16 protein-coding genes are annotated in these 22,147 nt (G+C 47.9%); 9 read left to right on the forward strand and 7 right to left on the reverse strand.

The window, feature by feature from the left end; genetic code table 11:
• Positions 1–14: 14 nt before the first annotated feature.
• Positions 15–3,737, forward strand: a complete 3,723-nt coding sequence (gene metH / locus AC5YBZ_RS14215; RefSeq protein WP_494543089.1) for a methionine synthase — start codon at positions 15–17, stop codon at positions 3,735–3,737.
• A gap of 410 nt (positions 3,738–4,147) precedes the next feature.
• Here the strand turns inward: metH and AC5YBZ_RS14220 are convergent, their stop codons facing one another.
• Positions 4,148–4,561 carry a sll1863 family stress response protein gene (locus AC5YBZ_RS14220; RefSeq protein WP_494543090.1) on the reverse strand — a complete coding sequence of 138 codons (414 nt, stop codon included), beginning with the start codon at positions 4,559–4,561 and terminating at the stop codon, positions 4,148–4,150.
• Positions 4,562–4,704: 143 nt separating this feature from the next.
• Between AC5YBZ_RS14220 and AC5YBZ_RS14225 the strand changes: the two genes are divergently transcribed.
• Positions 4,705–5,826, forward strand: coding sequence for an ISAs1 family transposase (locus tag AC5YBZ_RS14225; RefSeq protein ID WP_096035922.1), 1,122 nt, complete (start codon positions 4,705–4,707; stop codon positions 5,824–5,826).
• A gap of 126 nt (positions 5,827–5,952) precedes the next feature.
• Here the strand turns inward: AC5YBZ_RS14225 and AC5YBZ_RS14230 are convergent, their stop codons facing one another.
• From AC5YBZ_RS14230 to AC5YBZ_RS14240, 3 genes are all read right to left on the reverse strand, one after another.
• Complete coding sequence (locus AC5YBZ_RS14230; RefSeq protein WP_494543091.1) at positions 5,953–6,093, reverse strand: sll1863 family stress response protein; 141 nt, start codon at positions 6,091–6,093, stop codon at positions 5,953–5,955.
• The gene (locus tag AC5YBZ_RS14235) at positions 6,066–6,242 is read right to left on the reverse strand and encodes a sll1863 family stress response protein (protein ID WP_494543092.1); all 177 of its coding nucleotides are present in this window, start codon (positions 6,240–6,242) and stop codon (positions 6,066–6,068) included. The genes AC5YBZ_RS14230 and AC5YBZ_RS14235 overlap by 28 nt, the downstream gene beginning before the upstream one ends.
• 468 nt (positions 6,243–6,710) lie before the next feature.
• Positions 6,711–7,697 (reverse strand): cytochrome-c peroxidase, encoded by a 987-nt coding sequence (locus tag AC5YBZ_RS14240; protein ID WP_494520962.1) that lies wholly within the window; start codon positions 7,695–7,697, stop codon positions 6,711–6,713.
• A 389-nt stretch (positions 7,698–8,086) separates the two neighbouring features.
• On the opposite strand from AC5YBZ_RS14240, the gene AC5YBZ_RS14245 reads away from it, so the two are divergent.
• Entirely contained in the window at positions 8,087–8,752 is a 666-nt protein-coding gene (locus AC5YBZ_RS14245; protein ID WP_494520961.1) for an SDR family NAD(P)-dependent oxidoreductase, read from the forward strand.
• Positions 8,753–8,814: 62 nt separating this feature from the next.
• Here the strand turns inward: AC5YBZ_RS14245 and AC5YBZ_RS14250 are convergent, their stop codons facing one another.
• A complete protein-coding gene (locus tag AC5YBZ_RS14250; RefSeq protein WP_494543093.1) occupies positions 8,815–10,296 on the reverse strand; it encodes a protein adenylyltransferase SelO in 1,482 nt (493 codons plus the stop codon).
• Positions 10,297–10,972: 676 nt separating this feature from the next.
• Here AC5YBZ_RS14250 and AC5YBZ_RS14255 point away from each other — a divergent pair.
• Positions 10,973–11,842 (forward strand): pirin family protein, encoded by an 870-nt coding sequence (locus tag AC5YBZ_RS14255; RefSeq protein WP_494543094.1) that lies wholly within the window; start codon positions 10,973–10,975, stop codon positions 11,840–11,842.
• Positions 11,843–11,979: 137 nt separating this feature from the next.
• Here AC5YBZ_RS14255 and AC5YBZ_RS14260 read toward each other — a convergent pair whose 3' ends face one another.
• Positions 11,980–13,362, reverse strand: a complete 1,383-nt coding sequence (locus AC5YBZ_RS14260) for a Na+/H+ antiporter NhaC family protein (RefSeq protein ID WP_494520958.1) — start codon at positions 13,360–13,362, stop codon at positions 11,980–11,982.
• Positions 13,363–13,866: 504 nt separating this feature from the next.
• On the opposite strand from AC5YBZ_RS14260, the gene rihA reads away from it, so the two are divergent.
• Both rihA and rbsK read left to right on the forward strand, forming a co-directional pair.
• Positions 13,867–14,871: a pyrimidine-specific ribonucleoside hydrolase RihA gene (gene rihA, locus AC5YBZ_RS14265; protein WP_494520957.1), complete on the forward strand. Its 1,005-nt coding sequence runs from the start codon at positions 13,867–13,869 to the stop codon at positions 14,869–14,871.
• 69 nt (positions 14,872–14,940) lie between these two features.
• Positions 14,941–15,870 (forward strand): ribokinase, encoded by a 930-nt coding sequence (gene rbsK, locus AC5YBZ_RS14270; protein ID WP_494543095.1) that lies wholly within the window; start codon positions 14,941–14,943, stop codon positions 15,868–15,870.
• 46 nt (positions 15,871–15,916) lie between these two features.
• Here the strand turns inward: rbsK and AC5YBZ_RS14275 are convergent, their stop codons facing one another.
• Complete coding sequence (locus AC5YBZ_RS14275) at positions 15,917–16,435, reverse strand: hypothetical protein (protein ID WP_494543096.1); 519 nt, start codon at positions 16,433–16,435, stop codon at positions 15,917–15,919.
• A 709-nt stretch (positions 16,436–17,144) separates the two neighbouring features.
• Between AC5YBZ_RS14275 and AC5YBZ_RS14280 the strand changes: the two genes are divergently transcribed.
• The 3 genes from AC5YBZ_RS14280 to AC5YBZ_RS14290 all read left to right on the forward strand — a co-directional run bounded on the left by AC5YBZ_RS14280 (position 17,145) and on the right by AC5YBZ_RS14290 (position 22,075).
• Positions 17,145–17,366 carry a ribosome alternative rescue factor ArfA gene (locus AC5YBZ_RS14280; protein WP_494520954.1) on the forward strand — a complete coding sequence of 74 codons (222 nt, stop codon included), beginning with the start codon at positions 17,145–17,147 and terminating at the stop codon, positions 17,364–17,366.
• A gap of 245 nt (positions 17,367–17,611) precedes the next feature.
• Positions 17,612–18,769: an efflux RND transporter periplasmic adaptor subunit gene (locus tag AC5YBZ_RS14285; protein WP_494520953.1), complete on the forward strand. Its 1,158-nt coding sequence runs from the start codon at positions 17,612–17,614 to the stop codon at positions 18,767–18,769.
• A 183-nt stretch (positions 18,770–18,952) separates the two neighbouring features.
• A complete protein-coding gene (locus tag AC5YBZ_RS14290) occupies positions 18,953–22,075 on the forward strand; it encodes an efflux RND transporter permease subunit (protein WP_494523901.1) in 3,123 nt (1,040 codons plus the stop codon).
• Positions 22,076–22,147 lie beyond the last annotated feature (72 nt).

Below are 22,147 nucleotides of genomic sequence, written 5' to 3' on the forward strand. Positions count from 1 at the left end.
ATAGGTAGAATTTTATGGCGACCCGACCCCCTGTTACCCCAATAAGACAGATAACAGCGCAGATCAGCGAGCAGCTCGAATCACGTATTTTAATCCTCGACGGTGCCATGGGCACCATGATCCAAGATCATAAGCTTGAGGAAGCCGCCTTTCGCGGCGAGCGTTTTAAAGACTGGCCCTGCGATGTCAAAGGTAATAACGATCTGCTGGTTCTGACTCAGCCAGCCATTATCAAAGATATCCATAAACAGTACCTACTCGCTGGCGCCGATATCATCGAGACCAATACCTTTAACGCCACTCGTATCGCCATGGCCGACTACGAGATGCAAGATCTGTCTGTTGAAATTAACCTTGAAGGCGCGCGTCTTGCCCGCGCCGCGGCCGATGAAGTCAGCGCAGAAACGGGGCGTGCGTGTTATGTTGCCGGGGTACTAGGCCCCACCAACCGCACCTGCTCGATTAGCCCAGATGTTAACGATCCCGGTTACCGTAATGTCAGCTTCGATGAGCTGGTCGATGCCTATATTGAGTCGATTGAGGCGCTGCTTAAAGGCGGCGCCGATATCATCATGGTGGAAACCATCTTCGATACCCTCAACGCCAAAGCCGCGTTGTTTGCTATAGAAACGGTATTTGAACAGCTTGAGCTGCGCGTGCCCATCATGATCTCAGGCACCATCACCGATGCCTCGGGCCGCACCCTCACAGGGCAAACCACCGAAGCCTTTTACAACTCGCTGCGCCACGTTAAGCCACTGTCGATTGGCCTTAACTGCGCCCTTGGCCCGCAAGAGCTACGCCCCTACGTGCAAGAGTTGTCAAAAATTGCCGAATGTTATGTGTCGGCGCACCCCAATGCGGGGCTGCCTAATGAGTTTGGTGGCTATGATGAAAGCCCCGAAGAGATGGCAAGCGTTATCGGTGAGTGGGCACAAGAGGGCTTTTTAAACATTATTGGCGGCTGCTGTGGTAGTACACCGGCCCATATTAGCGCCATTCGCGAGGCGGTAATCTCCCATGCGCCGCGAGCGCTGCCAGACATCCCAGTGGCTTGCCGCTTGTCGGGGCTTGAGCCACTGACCATAGATGCCAACTCGCTGTTTGTGAACGTGGGCGAGCGCACCAATGTCACCGGCTCGGCTGCCTTTTTACGGCTGATCAAAAATGGCGAATATGAAACCGCCCTCAGCGTCGCACGTGAGCAGGTAGAAAACGGCGCCCAGATCATCGACATCAACATGGATGAAGGCATGCTCGACGGCGTCGAGGTGATGCAGAAATTCCTTAACCTTATCGCCTCTGAGCCCGATATCAGCCGGGTGCCGATTATGATCGACTCCTCTAAATGGGAGGTGATAGAGGCAGGCCTTAAGTGCATTCAAGGCAAAGGCATAGTCAACTCCATCTCGTTGAAAGAGGGCGAAGCGCAATTTATTCACCACGCCAAATTGGTTAAACGTTATGGCGCCGCGGCCATCATCATGGCGTTCGATGAGCAAGGTCAGGCAGACACCAAGGCACGTAAGATCGAGATCTGTACCCGCGCCTATCGGGTGTTAGTCGATAAGGTGGGCTTCCCGCCAGAAGATATTATTTTCGACCCCAACATCTTCGCCATTGCTACCGGTATTGACGAGCATGACAACTACGCTGTCGACTTTATTGAAGCCACTCGTGAGATCAAACGCACCCTACCCCACGCGATGATCTCGGGCGGGGTATCGAACGTGTCGTTCTCATTCCGTGGTAACAACCCGGTGCGTGAGGCGATTCATGCCGTGTTCCTCTATCATGCGATTCAAGCGGGAATGGACATGGGTATCGTCAACGCAGGTCAGCTGGCGATTTATGACGATATCGACAGCGAGTTAAAAGCGCGCGTTGAAGCGGTAGTGCAAAACCTGCCCTGCCCAGTGGCAGATTCAAATAACACCGAGCAACTACTTGAGGTCGCCGAGAAGTTTCGCGGTGATGGCAGCCAAGTGGCTAAGAAAGAAGATTTAGAGTGGCGCAGCTGGGAGGTGAGCAAACGTCTTGCCCATGCCCTAGTGAAAGGCATTACCGACTTTATCGATGAAGACACCGAAGAAGCAAGACAGCAGGCGACTCGGCCACTGGATGTGATTGAAGGGCCGCTCATGGATGGCATGAACGTGGTCGGCGATCTCTTTGGTTCGGGCAAGATGTTTTTGCCCCAAGTGGTCAAATCGGCGCGAGTAATGAAAAAAGCGGTCGCCTACTTAAACCCCTATATCGAACTGGAAAAAGTCGAAGGTCAGTCTAACGGTAAAATCTTGATGGTCACTGTTAAAGGTGACGTGCACGATATCGGTAAGAACATCGTCGGCGTGGTGCTGGCCTGTAATGGCTATGAGGTGATCGATCTTGGGGTGATGGTCCCCGTTGAGAAGATCATCGAGGTCGCCAAGGCGGAAAATGTCGATATCATCGGCATGTCAGGCTTAATCACCCCGAGTCTCGATGAGATGGTGCACAACGTTAAAGCCTTCCATAAGGCGGGGCTTACTATCCCGTCGATCATTGGCGGCGCGACCTGCTCGAAAATTCATACCGCGGTTAAAATCGCGCCCCACGCACCAACGGGCGCCATCTATATTGCCGACGCATCACGCGCCGTGCCTATGGTATCGAAACTTATCAGCAATGAGACGCGTCAAGCCACCATCGATGCCACCTATGATGAATATCAGATGATGCGCGACAAGCGTAACTCACAAGAAAAACGCAAACAGATCATCCCCATTGCCGCCGCGCGCGACAACCGCTGCCAGCACGATTGGGCCAATTACACCCCATTTGTCCCTAATCAACTAGGGCGTCAGGTGTTCGATGACTACCCATTGGAAGACTTAGTCGAGCGTATCGACTGGACCCCGTTTTTCCGTAGCTGGGAACTGCATGGCCATTTCCCGAAAATCTTGGACGACAAGGTGGTCGGTGAAGAAGCCCGTAAGCTATTCGCCGATGGCAAAGCCATGCTTAAGCAGATCATCGACGAAAAATGGCTCACCGCCAAGGCGGTTATCGGCCTGTTCCCTGCCAATACCGTTAACCACGATGATATTGAGCTCTACACCGACGAAACCCGCACAACAGTGGAGATGACGACCCACCACCTGCGGATGCAGATAGAGCGCGTAGGCAATGATAACTTTTGTTTGGCTGATTTTGTCGCCCCTAAAGACTCAGGCGTGGCCGACTACATGGGCGGTTTTGCCGTCACCGCAGGTCATGGTATCGACGAGCATATTGCCCGTTTCGAAGCCAACCACGATGACTACAACGCCATCATGCTCAAATGTTTAGCCGACCGTCTGGCCGAAGCCTTCGCCGAGCGCATGCATGAGCGAGTGCGTAAAGAGTTTTGGGGCTACGCCGCCGATGAAGATCTCGATAACACGGCACTCATTCGCGAAAAATACAAAGGTATTCGCCCAGCGCCGGGTTACCCCGCCTGTCCAGATCACACCGAAAAGGGCTTGTTATGGGACTTACTAAAGCCAGATGAAACCATTGGGCTTGATATTACCGAAAGCTACGCCATGTTCCCCACCGCCGCGGTATCGGGTTGGTATTTTGCTCACCCGCAATCACGCTACTTTGGCGTGACCAATATTGGCCGCGATCAGGTGGAAGATTACGCCGTGCGTAAGGGCATGAGCATAGAAGAAACCGAGCGCTGGCTAGCACCAGTATTGGATTATGATGTTTAACGGGTAGAGATGTGGAGTCATCACCTTGACTCCTTTGATTACCCAAACTTCGTTTGAACATTAGTACTGAGGCTTCGCCTCACTAACCCATACGGCCTTACGGCCGAGGTAAGTCGTGGGTCTTCAACCCACACCCGAGCAAGAAGGGGATCAACAGCAATCCCCCTCTTGCATCTCCCCTTGCCGCCCCAGACGAAGTTACATGCATTAGTTAGGCGCCTCATACTCCAATAAAAATCGCCTAACGGCTCAGATCGGGCATCCATGCCCTCCGAGCCTTAGCCATCATCCATGATGGCTATACGGCATTTTTATCTACTTATTTCGGCAACTTCGATGGCGAATCTTGTAGCTTCTGACTAATTACTTAAAAAGCATGGGGGTGGGTATAATGCCATCTTTAAGTCCCATTATTCTTTAGACTCAAATTCTTTTTCGGCTTCTTCCCACGACTTCTCGAGATCTTTATAAGCATCCGAGAACCCTTGCTTAATTTCTTCCCATGCATCAGCAGAGCTGGATTTCATGCTGCCATACCACTGGGCAACTTTATTCTGTTGCTTACGAAGTGCTTTGAGTTTTTCGCGGGCATCTTGGCGCGCGGTTGCACTCATTTCATCCCAATTTTTATCTGTCTTCGCCTCTAACGCATCGATGCGCTTATCTAACTTATCAAGGCTCGCTTTGACTTCTTCCACCGCTTTATCTCGCTTATCGGCACTGTATGCACCAATCGTTTTAAGCATCTCTTCGGTTTCTTTTTTAACATCTTCTATTGAGGTCTTTTCCTCAGCTTTATCACTATCGGTTTGTGCATAACTCATCTGTACATAACCTAGCGGGACAATACCTATTATGGTCAGGGCGAGATCGCGAACATAATTTGAGCTATTAGGGTGATATTCGCTCAAATAGCTGGACGGGCCATATTGGCTGTGATCTTATACTCTCTTTTGTGGAGAGCCCTATGAACTCCGGTGCATTTCAACAGTTCTTTAGTTCCTTAGAAGATCCTCGTCAGTCAGCCAAAGTCGAGCATCTATTTACTGATATTTTATTCCTCGTGGTTTGTGCCTCAATAGCTGGGGCACAAGGTTGGGAAGATATCGAAGATTTTGGCGATCTCCACTTTAACTGGTTTGCCAAAAAAGGACTTTTTAAGAATGGGTTACCTGTTCATGACACTATTGCTCGAGTCATATCGAGAATAGATAGCGAGCAGTTTCAGTATTGCTTTATCGACTGGATGAAGTCTGTTGCTGAGTTATCCGACGGTCAGCTTATTGCGATAGATGGTAAACGGCTATGTGGTTCATATAATCGCGAGAACAGACTGTCAGCCATCCACATGGTAAATGCCTTCGCAACAGAAAATAACGTCGTGCTTGGGCAAGTTAAAACCGAAAGTAAGTCGAATGAAATTACCGCCATTCCCGCATTACTGGCGCTGTTGGATATAAAAGGTTGTCTGATATCAATAGATGCCATGGGATGTCAGACAGATATCGCCGAACAAATTATTGAGCGGGGTGGAGATTATTTACTTGCCGTAAAAGGTAATCAAAAAACACTGCATAATGCCGTTCGTAAGGCGCTTGGCAGCGAGATTGACGAAGAAGTGCTTTGCTTAGAGAAGCAGCACGGACGTAACGAAGCTAGAGCCTATTGTGTAATGGACGCAGGCAGCTTAGCCGACGCTTTCCCTGAATGGAAAGGGCTTAAAAGTATTGGTGTTGCGTTAAGCTATCGTCGAACGAAAAGCGGCAATGAATCCCTTGAGTACCGTTATTACATCAGTTCAGCCAAACTGAGTAAGGCTCGTTTTGCCAATGCAGTACGCAGCCACTGGGCGGTTGAAAATAGCCTGCATTGGGTATTGGACGCGTCGATGAAGGAAGACCAATGTCAAATATATAGAGGCAATGCGGCGGAGGTATTGTCCGGAGCAAGGAAGATAGCGTTGAATATGCTCCGAGCGGAAACAACTCGAAAAATCAGTATCCCACGCAAACAGAAGCGTGCACACGGCAGCACTGATTATCTGGAGCAGGTACTAACAGCAGGCTTAAAGACGTTGGGTGATATTTAAGCATTCATGCTCTCACCCTGCTATTATGGTGGCTAACAAAAATGCATTAATAAATGATTTCACAAGCAACCTCCTTAATACTTTGTCATTGTTTAGACTAATATTTACCTAATATTAGTTGAACTATTACTTGAACCTCTGCACTGCTGATTTCAATGCTTTGTCGAGCGAGTCCCACGCATTGTTGATACCCGCCTTAATATCTTCCCAAGCATCATCGCTAGACTCTTCAAGTTCAATTAATTGATTAGCGACATCCCTTTGCATTGTCCGCAGTTCTTCAATTTTTTTATAATATTCAAGTTGAGCGTCGGCTTCGGCCTTTTATCTGCTTTGGCTTTAAGCTTATCTATCTCTGCGCTCCACTCATCCAATTGAGCCCGTAATTTCTTTTCATATGCTTGCTTCATACTCATATCGTTCTCCTTTTACAAAAAAAACAATAAAAACAAAGATAAGCGCAACACCTTGCTTCATGTTACGTTTATAAACTCGGTAATATCGTTGATTTTTACTAACAGATAAATTAGAAAATACTAACTTTTACAGATGACAGGAAAGTCGTAAATGATCTTATAGATGGGATAAAAAAGGGAGCATTTAAATACATTGCGTCTCCTTTGAAATTCATTAAATGAGCGATTAATACTAGCCTATAAAGCTAAAGAAATCAAATTACCAAACAAAAGTTAACATAGAGCTCAATAATAATAAAACCAAATAACTGAAAAACAATAAGTCATTTAAAAAAGTTAACACCAATATCAAACTCAAGGATAAAAAATAGAATAAAACAATACAAAAAATAAGCCTACTCAATGTATTTAGCAGGCTTATTTCAACTGTCTTATTCTTGCGACACTATATAGAGATAGAGTATGGCTTTAAAACGGCGCAGGGCGCGGTGTATTAGCATTCGATGGCGGCAATATCGGCAGGACAATTTGTGGCTGCTCGCCAGTTAATGTCTTTAAAAACGCGACCATCTGGTTAATTTCATCTTCACTTAATTTTTGCCCCAACTGAATATCAGCCATGGTGTCGACCGCCTCTTCAAGCGTCCACACACTGCCATCGTGGAAGTAGGGATAGGTCAGTTCGATATTACGCAACGTTGGCACTTTAAAGACATATTTGTCGGCTTCATTACCTGTCACCGCTTTGCGACCCTGTGCAGGGTTGTCGGTATGAAATGGCTTTACCAATCCCATCTTCATGTACATGGTGCCGCCAACGGCCGGGCCGTTATGACAGCTAACACAGCCTTTATCTTTAAATAGCTGGTAACCCGTTTTCGCCTCAGCACTAATTGCATCGGCATTCCCGGTCAAATACTGATCAAATGGGCTATTGGGGGTCACCAAGGTTTTTTCAAACGCGGCGATGGCATCGGTAATACGGTCGATATTCACCTCATCTGAGGCGTAAACATGATTAAAACGCGCCACATAAGCCGGCATTGAGGCGATGGTATCTATCGCCAGTTCGTGGCTGTAAGCCATCTCTTTAGGGTTGGCAATAGGGCCTGCAGCTTGAGCTTTTAGGTCGGCCGCGCGGCCATCCCAAAACTGCGCCAGCATATAGTCAGCATTGAGCACCGTTGGCGAATTTATTGGTCCCTCTTGCCAATGGTGACCTATCGAGGTCGGCAGGGCATCGACGCCACCCGTCGAGAGGTTATGGCATGAGTTGCAAGAGATAAAACCCGACTTAGAAAGCCTAGGCTCAAAAAACAACATTTTGCCGAGTTCCACTTTGTCAGGGTTAGTGATCACCGCAGGTTTTATCGGTTCAATTGGTTCACTGGCCGAAGCGGCTGACATTGACAACATAGAAGCCAACATAATGGCGACAGGAATTAACTTAATCATGGAAATACACTTAATAATAATATGGTGATGGCCGCCATAATAGGCCAAGCTCCACCGTTGATATAACGGTAATTTTCGATTAAGCCTATCGCTGCCGCTGATGTTAAATATGAGGCTCAAGTCACTGTTTAATCTGAAAAATAGCTAATAATAACCACCGCACACCGGCTATCAACACAGGAATAAAACACTCCATAAACAGCTTAGTAAACTGATACCTACATCCCATACCTTAAACTTACTTATGCTTATATTTACGCCACTGTCCGCCAGCAAATAAGTTATGCCTTTTACATCGTCATGGCGAGGTAGATGCTCACCGCCTCCGTAATGTGCATAATAGCCCAGAGAACGTGGCAACCTAATGGCTTAAAAAGTGGAGTAAACTGATGATATTAATAACCGGCGCCAGTAGTGGCTTGGGCGCGGCATTAGCAAAACAATATGCCCTTGATGGACGTGCTGTGACCATTAGTGGTCGATCGACCGCTCGCCTACACGCACTGAGTCAGCAACATCTCAATATCAGTCCTATCGCGGCCGACTTAGCCAATGAAGCCAGTATTGTCGCCCTATTTGATAGCCTCAGTCTCAGCCCGCCAAGCACCGTCATTCATTGCGCCGGCAGCGGCTATTTTGGTGCTATTGAAACCCAACAAGCCGCTGAAATAAACACCTTGTTAGAGAACAATGTCACCTCCACCATACTGTTAATACGTGAGATCGTGAAACGCTACAAAGATCAGCCGATCAATGTAGTGATAGTGATGTCTACGGCAGCGCTCGCCGCTAAAGCCGGCGAATCAACTTATTGTGCGGTAAAATGGGCGGTGCGCGGCTTTATTGAATCGATACGTTTAGAGCTTAAAAACAACCCGATGAAATTGATTGCGGTCTACCCTGGTGGAATGGATACCGACTTTTGGCCAACTAGTGGTCAAAGGCTCGATACCTCAAGTTTTATGTCGGCCGAGGAGGCGGCGGGGATGCTAAAGCAGGCATTAGTATCCAGTGAGCATGGCTATATCTCAGATATCACCATTCAACGGGGTTAACCGCTCAACCCATGGCGAGCCTTGCCATCGCTCATTTGGCAAGGCGAATTTTAGGGAGCAGCTTAGGTGCCGCAATAGCTGACAAAGGGGCCAAAACTGGCGGGCGCGGGCTTGGCATAGTCCTCTGCCCCTGCTTGCGGCGTATAAGGCGTAGTTAACACCTCGACTAAACGCTCAAAGGGTTGGTAATCACCGTGACGCTGCGCCGCTTCAATGGCCTGCTCAACTTGATGATTGCGAGCAATATAAAGCGGATTCACGCTATCCATCAATGCCACGCTCTGCTCAATCGTTAACGGATCTTGCGTAATACGCGCCAGCCACTGCGTACGCCAGGCGTTAAACTTATCGGCATTATTAAATAACTTTTGGCTATCGTTACCTTGCTGGCTTAAATCGATCGCGAGTTGGCGAAATAGATTAGTAAAATCGACTTTCTCTCCGGTCATAGCCTCGAGCAGTTCCTCGCCCAGCGCCTGATCGCCAGCCTCCTCGGTAGATAAACCAAGCTTGGCGCGCATGCCATTAACCCAATGATATTTAAATACATCCCAAAATTCAGTTACCGCCTGTGTCGCCAGCTCAATAGCCACAGGTTGTGACTCATCGATAAGCGGGAGCAAGGTTTCCGCTAAGCGTGCTAAATTCCACTGACCTATGGCTGCCTGATTGCTGTACGCGTAACGTCCTTCTCTGTCGATGGAACTAAACACACTATCGGCATCGTAATGGTCGATAAACGCACAGGGGCCATAATCGATAGTCTCGCCACTGATGGTCATATTATCAGTGTTCATCACCCCATGGACAAACCCCACTAGCAGCCACTGGGCTATGAGACGAGCTTGTTTATTACGCACCGCACGTAAAAAGTCTAAATAGGGATGTTCGCTGAGGCAGAGCTCGGGATAATGGCGCGCTATCGCATAATCGGCCAACTGCTTAACTTTATCTTCTTCGCCGTGAGCGGCAAAAAACTGAAAACTGCCGACACGCAGATGGCTTGATGCGATACGGGTCAACACGGCGCCGGGCAATAACATATCACGTCTCACCGACTCGCCCGTGGCGACAACCGCTAAGGCGCGGGTGGTGGGAATATTAAGCGCATGCATCGCTTCACTGAGGATATATTCACGCAGCACAGCCCCCATCACCGCTTTACCATCGCCGCCGCGAGAAAACTGGGTTGGCCCAGAGCCTTTTAGCTGCAGATCGAGGCGCTGCCCCTCTGTATCTAACACTTCGCCCAATAACAAGGCGCGGCCATCACCCAGTTGCGGAGTAAAGCCGCCAAACTGATGTCCTGCATAGACTTGCGCTAAAGGGAGCGCCCCAAGCGGACAGGTACTGCCCGATAACACTTGGGCTAACTGCGTGGGGTCCTCATTGGTTAAACCAATGCGTTTGGCTAGCGCAGTATTTAATTTCACCAACTGAGGCGCTGGTGCAACATCGCCCTCGCAGGCGACATAAAAGCCACCAAGCTGTTTAGCGAAACTGTTATCGAAGTTTAATCCTAAGTCTATGGCGAGCTTTTTCATGGTCTATATATCCATATGCTAGAACCAATCTGAATCAATATTCAATTTAAGACTGTGTTCAATTCAAGGCTGTATTTAACTTAAGGCACTGTAATATCACAATAACAAGCAACACCAGCATAGATTTATGCCACCTGTTAGTCAAACATGACAATCTGTAGCCCGCCGACAGCGTGCCCCATTGTGCTTAACTTGTATTATTAAGTCGGCTTCTGCGCCATTAAGTTGAGATCAATCTGTCGAAATTACCCCTTATTTTAGCGCAAACCGTTTGATAAAGAGAACGAAACATCACTTTAAGTCGCCTTCATCTCTGGCGGATTCATCAGCGCCACTAATGAATGGTGTTGCCTCAGCTTAGACTTCTGGCACGCATCTATGGCGAGCCCCGAATCAACGCCCGCCATCAGCACCCAATAGGCCGCGCGCTCGCTTTTAACATCGTCCCTTAAACGATATCGCTCAGCACGGCTTAATCCTGCACACCACGACGGATGCTCAAACTTTTATATTCGATAAATTAGAATGGAATAAGCATTATTTAGCAATTTTTATTCTACATCTTAGTTGTTAATCTCTACAGCTAACCATTTTAACCACTCAATTTAACACATAGCCAAGCCCCTACAACTATCATCAATAGTGATGTTCGTTGGCCACCCATTTGGAGATGATGATGAAAGTATTAAGCCAATATCGCGCTATACCGGCCATGGACGGTGATGGTGTCAACATTCGTCGCGTCGCCGACTTTACCCGCACCAAGTTCGACCCATTCTTGATGTTCGATGAGATAAAATCCGATGACAAGCAAGATTTTATCGGCGGCTTTCCGCCTCACCCCCACCGTGGAATTGAAACCTTTACCTATATTCGCAAAGGCGGCTTCGAGCACAGAGACCAATTAGGTAACGTCAAGGCAATACGTGCCAGTGACGTGCAATGGATGAGCACTGGCAGCGGAGTGGTACATTCAGAAATGCCGTTGGCCGATGCGAACGATGGCCTGCATGGTTTTCAAATTTGGCTCAATATGCCCGCCAAAGATAAGATGCGTCCAGCCATCTATCGAGACAGCAGCGATACCCACAATCCAGAAGTCACCAATTCCCACGGCGCAACACTGCGGGCACTGGCTGGTGATTGGCAATTTGCCAACATGGATACTCACATCAGCGCCCCAGTGCAAGGCTTGGCAGGCCAAGGTATGGTGGCCGATTTAATGCTCACCGCAGGCGCACAGGCCCAACTCGACTTGAGTCATCGCCAATATGCTGGGCTTTATCTGTATCAAGGCAATATCAGTAGCACGCAGCAAGATACGCAGGTGCGTTTTCAGCAAGGGCAGTATTTAATTGTCGACAGCCAACGCTTATTGTCGCTGCAGACAGGCGATGAGGGGGCGGGACTCTTAGTGTTTGCTGGCAATCCTATTCGCGAAAAAATCGTTCATATGGGGCCATTTGTCATGAATAGCCAAGCCGAGATTGAGCAGGCCATTGCCGATTATCAACAAGGACGCTTCGGCGAAATTGCTAGCCAGTAATGCTCAATCGCGTTTATTAGCCGATCTAGCTTGATTCAGTTAAGTTGGCGATTACAGATAAAAAAGAGGTGTTGGATAGACTCCAACACCTCTTTTTACTTAGTTAGCGACTCATCATCAGCCAACCACATTTTAGTTTAGGCTAACCATAAGAAGCCCATAAACGTTAGCGCAGCAGCGATAAGCGCGTAAGGTAGCTGAGTAACCGCATGACTCACCAAGTTACAGCCTGAGCCTTGGGCTGCCAGTACCGTCGAGTCGGAATAGAAGCAGGCTTGACTACCAAAAGAGGAAGCCGATAGCAACGCGCCAATTACCAAGGGAATATTAGCATCTACCGCTTGGGCTAATGGCATCACAATAGGGATAGATACCGCAAAAATCCCCCAGCTTGAGCCCGTCGCAAACGCCAATATCGACATGGTTAAAAACACCACAGCAGGCAAGAGTTGTGGCGTCATAAAGGCACTGAGATTACCAATCACATATTGTGGCAACATCATCTTGTCACACACATCTTTAAACACAAAGGCGGCGATAACGGTACCAATGGCTGGCAGCATCGACTTAAAACCATCGATCATCTGATCCATCATCTCAGACAACGGCATCAAACGTTGCAGGCCGTAATAGGGCAAAGTCACCGCTAACGTGGCAATTAACCCTTTAAGCACATCAATATCGAAGTACACGGTAAAGGCAACCAGCAGTATGATAGGCACAAAAAAGTTGTGCAGCTTACCTAGATTGTCGGCGTGTTTGAACTCCTCTTCAATGGCTTTAACCCCATAATCGTCGGAAGTTTGCACCTCTTCTAAATCCATCTGCTTTAGCGCTGGTTCACCTTGTGCTGTGGCCTGCTGCGCCTTTTTCATCGGCCCAAATGCGGGCACGATACCCAAAATGACCAACAGCACCATGGCGACCGCAAGCCAAGCGTACAGCATGTATGGGATGGCTGACATGTAGACGGCAATGCCTTGGCCTTCACCAGCTACACCGTTGTCGACTAACAAACCACCAAAAAAGACCGCCCAGGTCGATAGTGGTACTAGCACACAAATCGGCGCTGCGGTTGAATCAACCACATAGGCCAGCATCTCACGTGACACCTTAAACTTATCGGTGACGCGCTTCATGGTCGAGCCAACCGTTAACGCATTGAGATAGTCATCGATAAAAATCACTACGCCTAAGATAAAGGTCATAAACAGTGATGACTTTGGTCCCTTAGCAAACTTAAGCGCATGGCGGCCAAATGCCATCGAGCCGCCGGTTTTCACCAGCAAACTGATTAAGGCACCAAATCCACCGCACACCAGAATCAACCAGCCTATGGTTTCATCTGCCATCACAGAAAGGGAGATCGTCGAAATATTATTGAGTACATCGCTCGGCTGGTACATAGCCAGCCCCACTAAGGACCCGATAATTAATGAGAGAATTGGACGGCGTAACCAAATAGCTAACACCAAAACCACCACTGGTGGGATAAGACTTAAGGCTGTCGCTTCAGACATGCGTTAAGGTCCTTCTTAAATTGAGCCAATACGGCAAACTAATTTCACTAGGCGAGATTGGTTATAATTCCAACAACGCTTAATTGCTGCTTTATTATGGACATACCACTAACCATTAGATTTTGGTTAATGCCATTTTTGCACCTGAGTTAAAACATCGGCGGCAAAATAATCCGCAATGGCCGGTGAGTCAATAACAAATAGTTATTTGCGTAAAAAAATAATCCATCTCCTGCTCAAAAATAAGTTAACCAACTGATAAATATAGACATAAATAAAACATAACCTCAATAAGGTTATTGGTTAATTGCAGTGGAATATTCAACTAAGATGCGTATTTAGATATATATGCCGTCAATAGGTTCAGTCACACCATAACCAGCAAGGTGGCTCACCTTGCACAAACGAGACGAGTTTAGAGCAATCACAAATTTTACCCATCGCGGGTGACAAGTTTTATTGGCATGCTACCCTGCACAAGCTGTCAATATAAGGAGTATGACAATGACTCAATCAAAACCAATAACAAACCCTATCGACATTGCTAGCGTGACTATCACCCCTAACGCTAACGCGCGACCGATCATTCTCGACTGCGATCCCGGCCATGACGATGCAATTTCTCTTGTATTAGCCCTCAGTAGTGAGCTGCTCAATCCGTTGGCCGTCACCACCAGCGCCGGCAATCAAACGCCAGAGAAAACCCTTCACAACGCGCTGCGCATGCTGACACTGCTTAATCGTTCAGACATTCCCGTTGCGGGTGGCGCCATTAAGCCATTAGCTCGAGAGCTGATCATTGCCGACAACGTGCACGGTGAAAGTGGTCTCGATGGCCCACAACTGCCCGAACCTAGTTTTGCCGCCGTTGAACAAAACGCCCTAGAGTTGATGGCCGAAAAAGTCCGCCAAAGCCAAGAGCCTGTGACCTTAATTCCGTCGGGACCATTAACCAACATTGCCCTGTTTTTAGCTAATTACCCTGAGCTGCACAGCAAAATTGAACGTATCGTTCTGATGGGCGGCGCTGCGGGTGTGGGGAACTGGACCCCTGCTGCAGAATTTAATATTTTTGTTGACCCAGAAGCGGCCGACATGGTGTTTAAGTCAGGTATTCCCATCACCATGTGTGGTCTGGATGTAACCCATAACGCCCAGATCATGGATGAAGATGTTGAGCGTATTCGCCAAATACCCAATCCGGTGGCCCAGTGTGTCGCCGAGCTACTCGATTTCTTTATGATCTACCACAGAGATCCTAAGTGGGGCTTTATCGGCGCACCGCTGCATGATCCCTGCACCATCGCCTGGTTACTAAAACCCGAGCTGTTTACTGGCCACGAATGTTGGGTTGGTATTGAAACTCAAGGTGAATATACTCAAGGCATGACAGTTGTTGACCGCTACCAATTAACGGGTAAGCCCGCCAATGCCACCGTACTATTTGATCTGGACCGACAAGGCTTTGTTGATCTTATCGTGGAGTGCTTATCTGCGTACAATCAATAGGTCGTTTACACTTAAGGGGCGCTATGCCCCTTAAGTATTGGGAAGTAACTTGTTATTAGGACAATAATCATGACCAGACTCCTTATCTTAGGCAGCGCCAATGTTGATCACGTGATGAAATTTGACTACCTACCCGAGTCTGGACAAACCTTAATGAGTCGCGATTATCGCCTCGAATATGGTGGCAAAGGAGCCAACCAAGCAGTCACCTGCGCCCGCCTGTCTCAGCCTGGTACTCGCGTCGATTTTATCTGCCATGTGGGAGACGATGTAGCTGGTCAGCAGTTGTGTAATGCTTGGCTTAGTGACGGTATTTATCCTGATGGCGTGCACCAAATCGTCAACACCTCAACAGGTAATGCGATGATTTTTATCGATGGAAATGGCGAAAACATGATCGGTGTTTCTCCCGGAGCCAATGCCTCGCTCACCCCTGATGTCCTGTTACGCCATACGCCGCTTATCGAGGTAGCCGATTGGTTATTGGTGCAGTTAGAAACCCCTGTACTCAGCGTTTTAACCGCTCTTAAACTGGCCAAACAGCTGGGCACCTACACCATACTCAATCCCGCCCCAGCGAGGACTATAAGTAAAGAGATGTTTCAATTAGTGGATATTATCACCCCAAATGAAACCGAGGCCGAGGCGATAACGGGCATAGAAGTGAACAATGAAGTCAGCGCCAAACTGGCCGCACAGTTTATCCACCAGCTTGGACCTAAAACAGTGATCATCACCTTAGGCAAGCAAGGCGCCTACGTTAGCAGTGATGACTTTAGTGGTTTGATTGCAGGCTGTGAAGTCGATGCAACCGACACCGTCGCTGCCGGAGACACCTTCAATGGCGCCTTAATGGTAGCGTTAAGCGAAGGTTGTAGCATAAAAGCGGCAGTGGAATTTGCCCACCGAGCCGCAGCTATCACAGTCACACGACCCGGCGCCCAAAGATCTATCCCTTATCGTCATGAATTAGAAACAGGCATACGGCGCTGCACGTAGCGATCGACCCAATCTCTTAGCGTCGTGAATTAGAAATAACCATGAGTTAGCCTTGCTGGCACTCCTGTAGTAACCGCTGAAAATGCGCACCTAAATCTTGGCTGGCAAATTCACCACCCGAGCGCGCCAACTGCTCAACCGTTTGCAGTGCCTGCTCTAGTCCTTGCTGATCAACCAATGCCGATGCATAAGCGGCGAAGTCGGCCCCTTGCAACAACAGATCAAATAGCTGCGAAAAACTCACCTCCTGCTCCATGGCCGCTTGTAACTGTGTCATTAACTCAGCTATTTTTGCCTGCTCCACCAGCGCTCCGTCGACGCTCACTAACTGACCCAGTGGATCCTTTGACAGCTGGCTCGCCACGCACTGTGCTACCGAACCCGCCGCCGCACCTTGAGCAACAGTTTCAATACCTTGAGCGCGGATCTGCTCTACTACGGTTTTTAATTGCTGATCTTGCGCTAACCATGCTTGCTCAATTTGCGCCTTATCATCGCCCACAAACCCGCAGGCCGATAGTGACAACGCCGATACAGCAAGCACTAGATTCAATACGTTATTCATAAATCACTACCCCCTCGATAAGTGCCAATTGGTGAAACTGCTACACACTATACGAGCTTTTATTTAAGCGAGAATTAATTTAGTCATAATTAAGCTAAAAGCCCTATCAATGGCTCGAAAGTCAGTTGTACTGCTATGGCCGCTATTCATATGTCACCGCAAGCAAATTCAGCGGTAAGTGCTAGGTTACCGCTGATTGCTCACACGGTGGCGCACTGGCGATCTCGCAGCGACCCGTGTTACTGCCGCTCGCCTTACACCACTTTAGGCAATCAAACTGATCGGGGTGGCCAGTATCGTTACTGTGCGCATGAACCACCCCTTTACCAGGGTTTGACGCCACTAATACCACATCTGTTAGGCAGGCCTTGCCAACTCTGCGCCCGTTGGCATTTCCTTCAATAATGGGTCATCAGACACGCTCAACGGTATAAGTGTAGTGGCACTGTGAACCCGCGCCACATATGACATTAAGGTGATAAAATAACGGCTTAAAATTACTATATATGGGCTTTACATTAGTTAAAAAATAGGCGTAATATTGCGCAGCTTAGTCAAGAGGCATAAACACAGCTTGACCATCATCCTTTGGTAGCCAAAGCAATGGCGGCTTGATAAGCACACATGAATCCCGAATATTGCTCAGTATCTGTGATTTAGTATTTGTGAATCAGTAATAAATCCTGCATTAGGATAAAGAGGAGACAAGATGAGTAAAAAAAATCATCGCCGCACGATACCCCATGATAGTGGTCGTGGCGTCATCAAAGACAACGCCTTAAAAGCTATCGTCACCAGTGAGCTATTTAGAATGCGCACTGAGAAGCCTAAAAAAGGCAAAGGATCATACAACCGCAAACAACAGAAGGGGCAAATGCTAAAGGGCGTTGCCCCTTTTGACTTTTTCGGCCACCTTATTGCAATGACTTAATCCTCCACTGCAACGCAACTGAGCGTAAATCTACCCCCCCCTGATCACATGCTGCAACCCTAATACTTCTGTGACTGACTCACCCCATGAATTGATACAGTCCATAGGTTGATTAAGGCTTATCAAAAAAAATACAACTGTAATCACAATGTTAATATATGTAAGCGGTTACAATGTTACACATAATATTTTATGTTACCTTTAATGTGAATAAATAGTTACACAACTGCTTACCGGAGGCCTTAATGGTTGCTCGAACCGTTTTAAATAATAAGTGGTGCCTACCCCTTATTAGTGTCTGGCTATTAAGTGCCTGTGGCGAAGCACCGACCCCCAAACAAACCATGTTACCCAGTGTCATCGTCAATACCGCTCATACCGAAGTGATCACCCAACAAACTGAAGTTGTGGGCCGCACTCGGGCATCGGAAGATGTGATTATCAAATCACAAATTCAAGGACAGTTACTCAAGCGCGCCTTTATCGAAGGCGATAATGTCACCGCCGGCGACCTGTTATTTGAAATTGATCCCGCAAGTTTTGATGCCGAATTGGCACAAAGAAATGCCGTACTTGAACAAGCGATAGCCTCACGAGATGTGGCTTTAATGAACTGGAAACGTGGACGTGTATTACTGCCCGACGGCATGATTAGTGCCCAAGATATGGATGAGTTAACCAGTCGAAAACTCACCACCTCCGCAGGAGTCGTACAAGCTGAAGCAGCAGTTCAAGCTGCCAAGTTACAACTGAGCTATACCAAAATTTACGCCCCTATCTCTGGACGTATCAGTCAGGCTAATGTCAGTACTGGTGACATCATCAGCCCCCAATCTGAAATGGCTACCCTCGTTCAGCTTCAGCCTATGTGGGTCACGTTTCAAGTGGCAGAGAAAAAATTGATATCAGTGCAGCAAGATATCTCTAAAGCACTAAATAAAGAGTTAAATATTGCTGATATTGTCGTCCGCCTTCGTCTACCCAACAACACTATGTTTAATGAAACCGGCCATATTGATTTTGTCGGTAATCGAGTTGACGCAGCGACAGGGACTCTGCCCATGCGCGCCACCTTTAACAATAGCGAAAGCATAATGTTACCAGGCATGTTTGTGACCTTGGTGATTGAGTCACCCTTGACGGAAAAAGCCTTACTTATCCCCCAAGCGGCGGTCCAAGAAGATCAACAAGGCCGTTTTGTGATGGTGCTCAATGAGCTCGACGAGGTACAGAAACGCTTAGTCGAACTCGGTGATCGCTTCGGTGTCGACTGGCAAGTGAAAAGTGGCTTAACAGAGGGAGAGCGTATTGTGGTTGAAGGGTTACAGAAAATACGCCCTGGCATCAAAGTCAAAGCCGTTGAACAGGAGCTCGTGCCTTTTAAGGAAAGCACGGCATCTTAAAGCTTGGCCATAATTAACGCCGCGCCAACTTCATCCGCCAAGGGGCCAATTTGATTCTGGTCGATGGCAGCTGTGGCTATAAAGGTAATCAGATATCATGATGGATAAGTTGTTTATTCAACAACCTGATATTGAACTGTATTTGTTAGATTTAACTGTCACAGATGACAGACGGAGACTGCAATGATTAGCGAGTTCTTTATCCATAGGCCCAAATTTGCCTTTGTCATATCAACGGTATTAACCTTGGTGGGACTGATCGCCATTCCCGTTTTATCTGTGTCTGAATTTCCTGAAATTGCACCACCACAGGTTAGCGTTTCCACAAGTTACTCTGGAGCCAGCGCCGATATTGTTAAAGATACCATCGCCCAGCCACTGGAAGCGGAAGTGAACGGGGTCGAAGGCATGCTCTATATGGAGTCAAAGAGTGCTAACGACGGGAGTTACTCGTTAAATGTCACGTTCGAAGTGGGCACCGATGCCGATATGGCACAGGTAAAAGTACAAAACCGAGTTCAGCAGGCGATGCCACGTCTACCCGAAGAAGTGAAACGTCAAGGGGTTAAAGTCGAAAAGCAAAGCCCGAATATGTTAATGGTCGTCAATCTCGTTTCACCTAATGAAACCTTCGATTCCCTATTTATTACCAATTACGCTGGCCTTAATATAAAAGATGCGCTGGCGCGTCAAACTGGCGTATCTAAGGTACAAGTAATTGGTGCTCTCGATTATGCGATCCGTATCTGGCTCGAGCCCGATCAAATGGCGAGCCTTGGCGTGACCGCATCCGATGTCATTACAGCACTACAAGAACAAAATATTCAGGTTGCCGCTGGTCGTATTGGTGCAGCCCCAGTTGATCCCGACCAGCAATTTCAATATACCTTACAAACAAAAGGCCGCCTTAAAGATCCGCAAGAGTTTGCCAATGTGACCATTCGCGCCAACAACGACGGTTCTAAAGTGGTCGTCGGTGACGTAGCCAGAGTCGAATTAGGATCTCAAACCTATGATGCACAAGGTAAACTTAATAATAAGCCATCGGCAGTGATCGCTATTTATCAATCTCCCGATGCCAACGCCTTAGAAGTGGGTAAGGCTATTAAGGCTGAAATGGCGACATTATCCGAGCGCTTTCCGGATGATTTGGAATATCAGGTCCTCTATGACACCACTGAGTTTGTCGAAACCTCGATTAGAGAGGTGGTAACCACCCTATTTATCTCAATTGCATTGGTTATTTTTGTCGTCTTTATCTTCTTACAAGATGTTCGCTCCACTCTAGTACCAGCCATTGCGATTCCCGTTTCACTTATTGGTACTTTCGCCTTCTTACTTGCCTTTGGGATGAGCATCAACACGGTTTCGCTATTCGCCTTGATCTTGGCCATCGGTATTGTGGTCGATGATGCCATTGTAGTTGTAGAAAATGTCACCCGTTTAATGCAAGACGAGGGGCTATCATCAAAAGAGGCCACCTCGAAAGCGATGAAAGAGGTGACCGGCCCTATTATTGCCACCACACTGGTATTGCTAGCCGTATTTGCCCCGACAGCAGTGATGCCAGGGATCACTGGGCAAATGTATGCCCAGTTTTCAGTGACTATCTGTATTTCGGTCTTAATCTCCTCTGTCAACGCCTTAACCTTAAGCCCGGCGCTGTGCGCCTCTTTATTACGCCCACCTCAAACGCATACCAAAGGGTTTCATGCTGCGTTTAATAAGCAGTTTGCACGTGTGACGGGGCGATATACCAAGCTAGTCGGGTCCTTAATGCGCAAACTCACCTTAGTCGGTGTGGTATACCTTTGCTTAATAGGCCTCACAGGAGGGATTGCGAAAATATTGCCATCAGGCTTTGTGCCTATGGAAGATAAAAAAGCCTTTATGGTTGATATTCAGCTCCCCGATGGGGCATCGCTGAACCGCACTGAAGAGGTAATGAGTCAGCTGGTCACACTCACCTTAGCGGAGCCGGGGGTTGAAAATGTTATTCACGCCAGTGGCTTTAGTATTTTGACGGGCTCAGTCTCCTCAAATGGGGGCTTAATGATTGTGACGCTTTCAACGTGGGAGGAGCGAGACACGCCAAATATGGTCGAATCGGCCATTGTGGCCAGATTGCAAGCCAAGTACGCCGCCAACCCTGCCGTAAAAGCGATGGCCTTCTCACTGCCTCCCATTCCTGGTGTTGGCAGTGTCGGCGGGTTCGAGTTTGTATTACAAGATACCCAAGGACGCTCTCCTCAAGAGCTGGCGGCGGTAATGCGTGGGCTGGTGATGAAAGCTAATGAGCAGCCAGAAATCGCCATGGCCTTTAGTAATTTTCGTGCCGATGTGCCGCAGATGTATGTAAATGTCGATAGGGATAAGGCTAAGGTGCTCGGGATCTCTCTCAATGAGATATTTTCAACGATGCAGACCATGTTAGGGTCAATGTATGTCAACGATTTTAATCGGTTTGGTAAGGTCTTTAGGGTTATTCTTCAAGCCGAGGGCGAGTTCCGTGATTCGGAGAAAGATATCTCTCGATTTTATGTGCGCTCAAACACCGGCGATATGGTGCCATTAAGCACCTTAGTGACGGTGACGCCTATCTTAGGCCCAGATGTCATGAACTCCTACAACATGTTCAACTCGACTACGATCAACGGTTTTCCTGCGCCAGGATTTAGCTCTGGCGATGCGATTACAGCCATGGAACGTGCAGCGAGTGAAGCATTACCAACCGGTTACGCCTTTGAGTGGACCGGGCAGACCTTCCAAGAGATTAAAGCGGGCAACCTTGCACCATTGATCTTTGCCTTAGCATTGGTATTTACCTACTTGTTTTTAGTGGCGCAGTACGAAAGTTGGACCATTCCATTTGCCGTTATCCTCGCGGTCCCTATTGCGGTCTTAGGTGCGTTCTTGAATATCTTATTAGTGGGTTCCGACCTCAACCTCTACGCCCAGATAGGCCTGGTTCTGTTAATTGGTCTGGCGTGTAAGAACGCCATCTTAATTGTGGAATTTGCTAAGCAATTACGGGAAGAGGGCATGAGCATTCTCGAGGCGAGTGAGACGGCAGCCAAATTACGTTTTCGCGCCGTCTTAATGACCGCCTTCTCTTTTTTGTTAGGTGTATTGCCATTAGTCTTGGCCAGCGGCGCAGGCTCAGGTAGTCGCCGTGCATTAGGGTATTCGGTCTTTGGTGGAATGTTAGCGGCCACCATTGTTGGCACCGTACTCGTACCTGTGTTTTACGTGATAATGCAAACCATGCGTGAGAAGTTTAAGACCCGTAAGAGTCATAAGGCCTAGGCTTTTGTTATAAATGAATATGCTTAACGACTCACTATGCCTTAGAGGATGTTTTTTCCACCAGAACATAAT

Source organism: Shewanella sp. 553 (assembly GCF_059338375.1).

Coding starts and splice junctions, on each gene's coding strand:
- AC5YBZ_RS14280 (WP_494520954.1), top strand. CDS start 17,145: ATGAGTAAAAAAAATCATCGCCGCACGATACCCCATGATAGTGGTCGT.
- AC5YBZ_RS14285 (WP_494520953.1), top strand. CDS start 17,612: ATGGTTGCTCGAACCGTTTTAAATAATAAGTGGTGCCTACCCCTTATT.
- AC5YBZ_RS14250 (WP_494543093.1), bottom strand. CDS start 10,296: ATGAAAAAGCTCGCCATAGACTTAGGATTAAACTTCGATAACAGTTTC.
- AC5YBZ_RS14240 (WP_494520962.1), bottom strand. CDS start 7,697: ATGATTAAGTTAATTCCTGTCGCCATTATGTTGGCTTCTATGTTGTCA.
- metH (WP_494543089.1), top strand. CDS start 15: ATGGCGACCCGACCCCCTGTTACCCCAATAAGACAGATAACAGCGCAG.
- AC5YBZ_RS14255 (WP_494543094.1), top strand. CDS start 10,973: ATGAAAGTATTAAGCCAATATCGCGCTATACCGGCCATGGACGGTGAT.
- AC5YBZ_RS14225 (WP_096035922.1), top strand. CDS start 4,705: ATGAACTCCGGTGCATTTCAACAGTTCTTTAGTTCCTTAGAAGATCCT.
- AC5YBZ_RS14220 (WP_494543090.1), bottom strand. CDS start 4,561: ATGAGTTATGCACAAACCGATAGTGATAAAGCTGAGGAAAAGACCTCA.
- AC5YBZ_RS14230 (WP_494543091.1), bottom strand. CDS start 6,093: ATGCAAAGGGATGTCGCTAATCAATTAATTGAACTTGAAGAGTCTAGC.
- AC5YBZ_RS14290 (WP_494523901.1), top strand. CDS start 18,953: ATGATTAGCGAGTTCTTTATCCATAGGCCCAAATTTGCCTTTGTCATA.
- rbsK (WP_494543095.1), top strand. CDS start 14,941: ATGACCAGACTCCTTATCTTAGGCAGCGCCAATGTTGATCACGTGATG.
- AC5YBZ_RS14245 (WP_494520961.1), top strand. CDS start 8,087: ATGATATTAATAACCGGCGCCAGTAGTGGCTTGGGCGCGGCATTAGCA.
- AC5YBZ_RS14275 (WP_494543096.1), bottom strand. CDS start 16,435: ATGAATAACGTATTGAATCTAGTGCTTGCTGTATCGGCGTTGTCACTA.
- AC5YBZ_RS14235 (WP_494543092.1), bottom strand. CDS start 6,242: ATGAGTATGAAGCAAGCATATGAAAAGAAATTACGGGCTCAATTGGAT.
- AC5YBZ_RS14260 (WP_494520958.1), bottom strand. CDS start 13,362: ATGTCTGAAGCGACAGCCTTAAGTCTTATCCCACCAGTGGTGGTTTTG.
- rihA (WP_494520957.1), top strand. CDS start 13,867: ATGACTCAATCAAAACCAATAACAAACCCTATCGACATTGCTAGCGTG.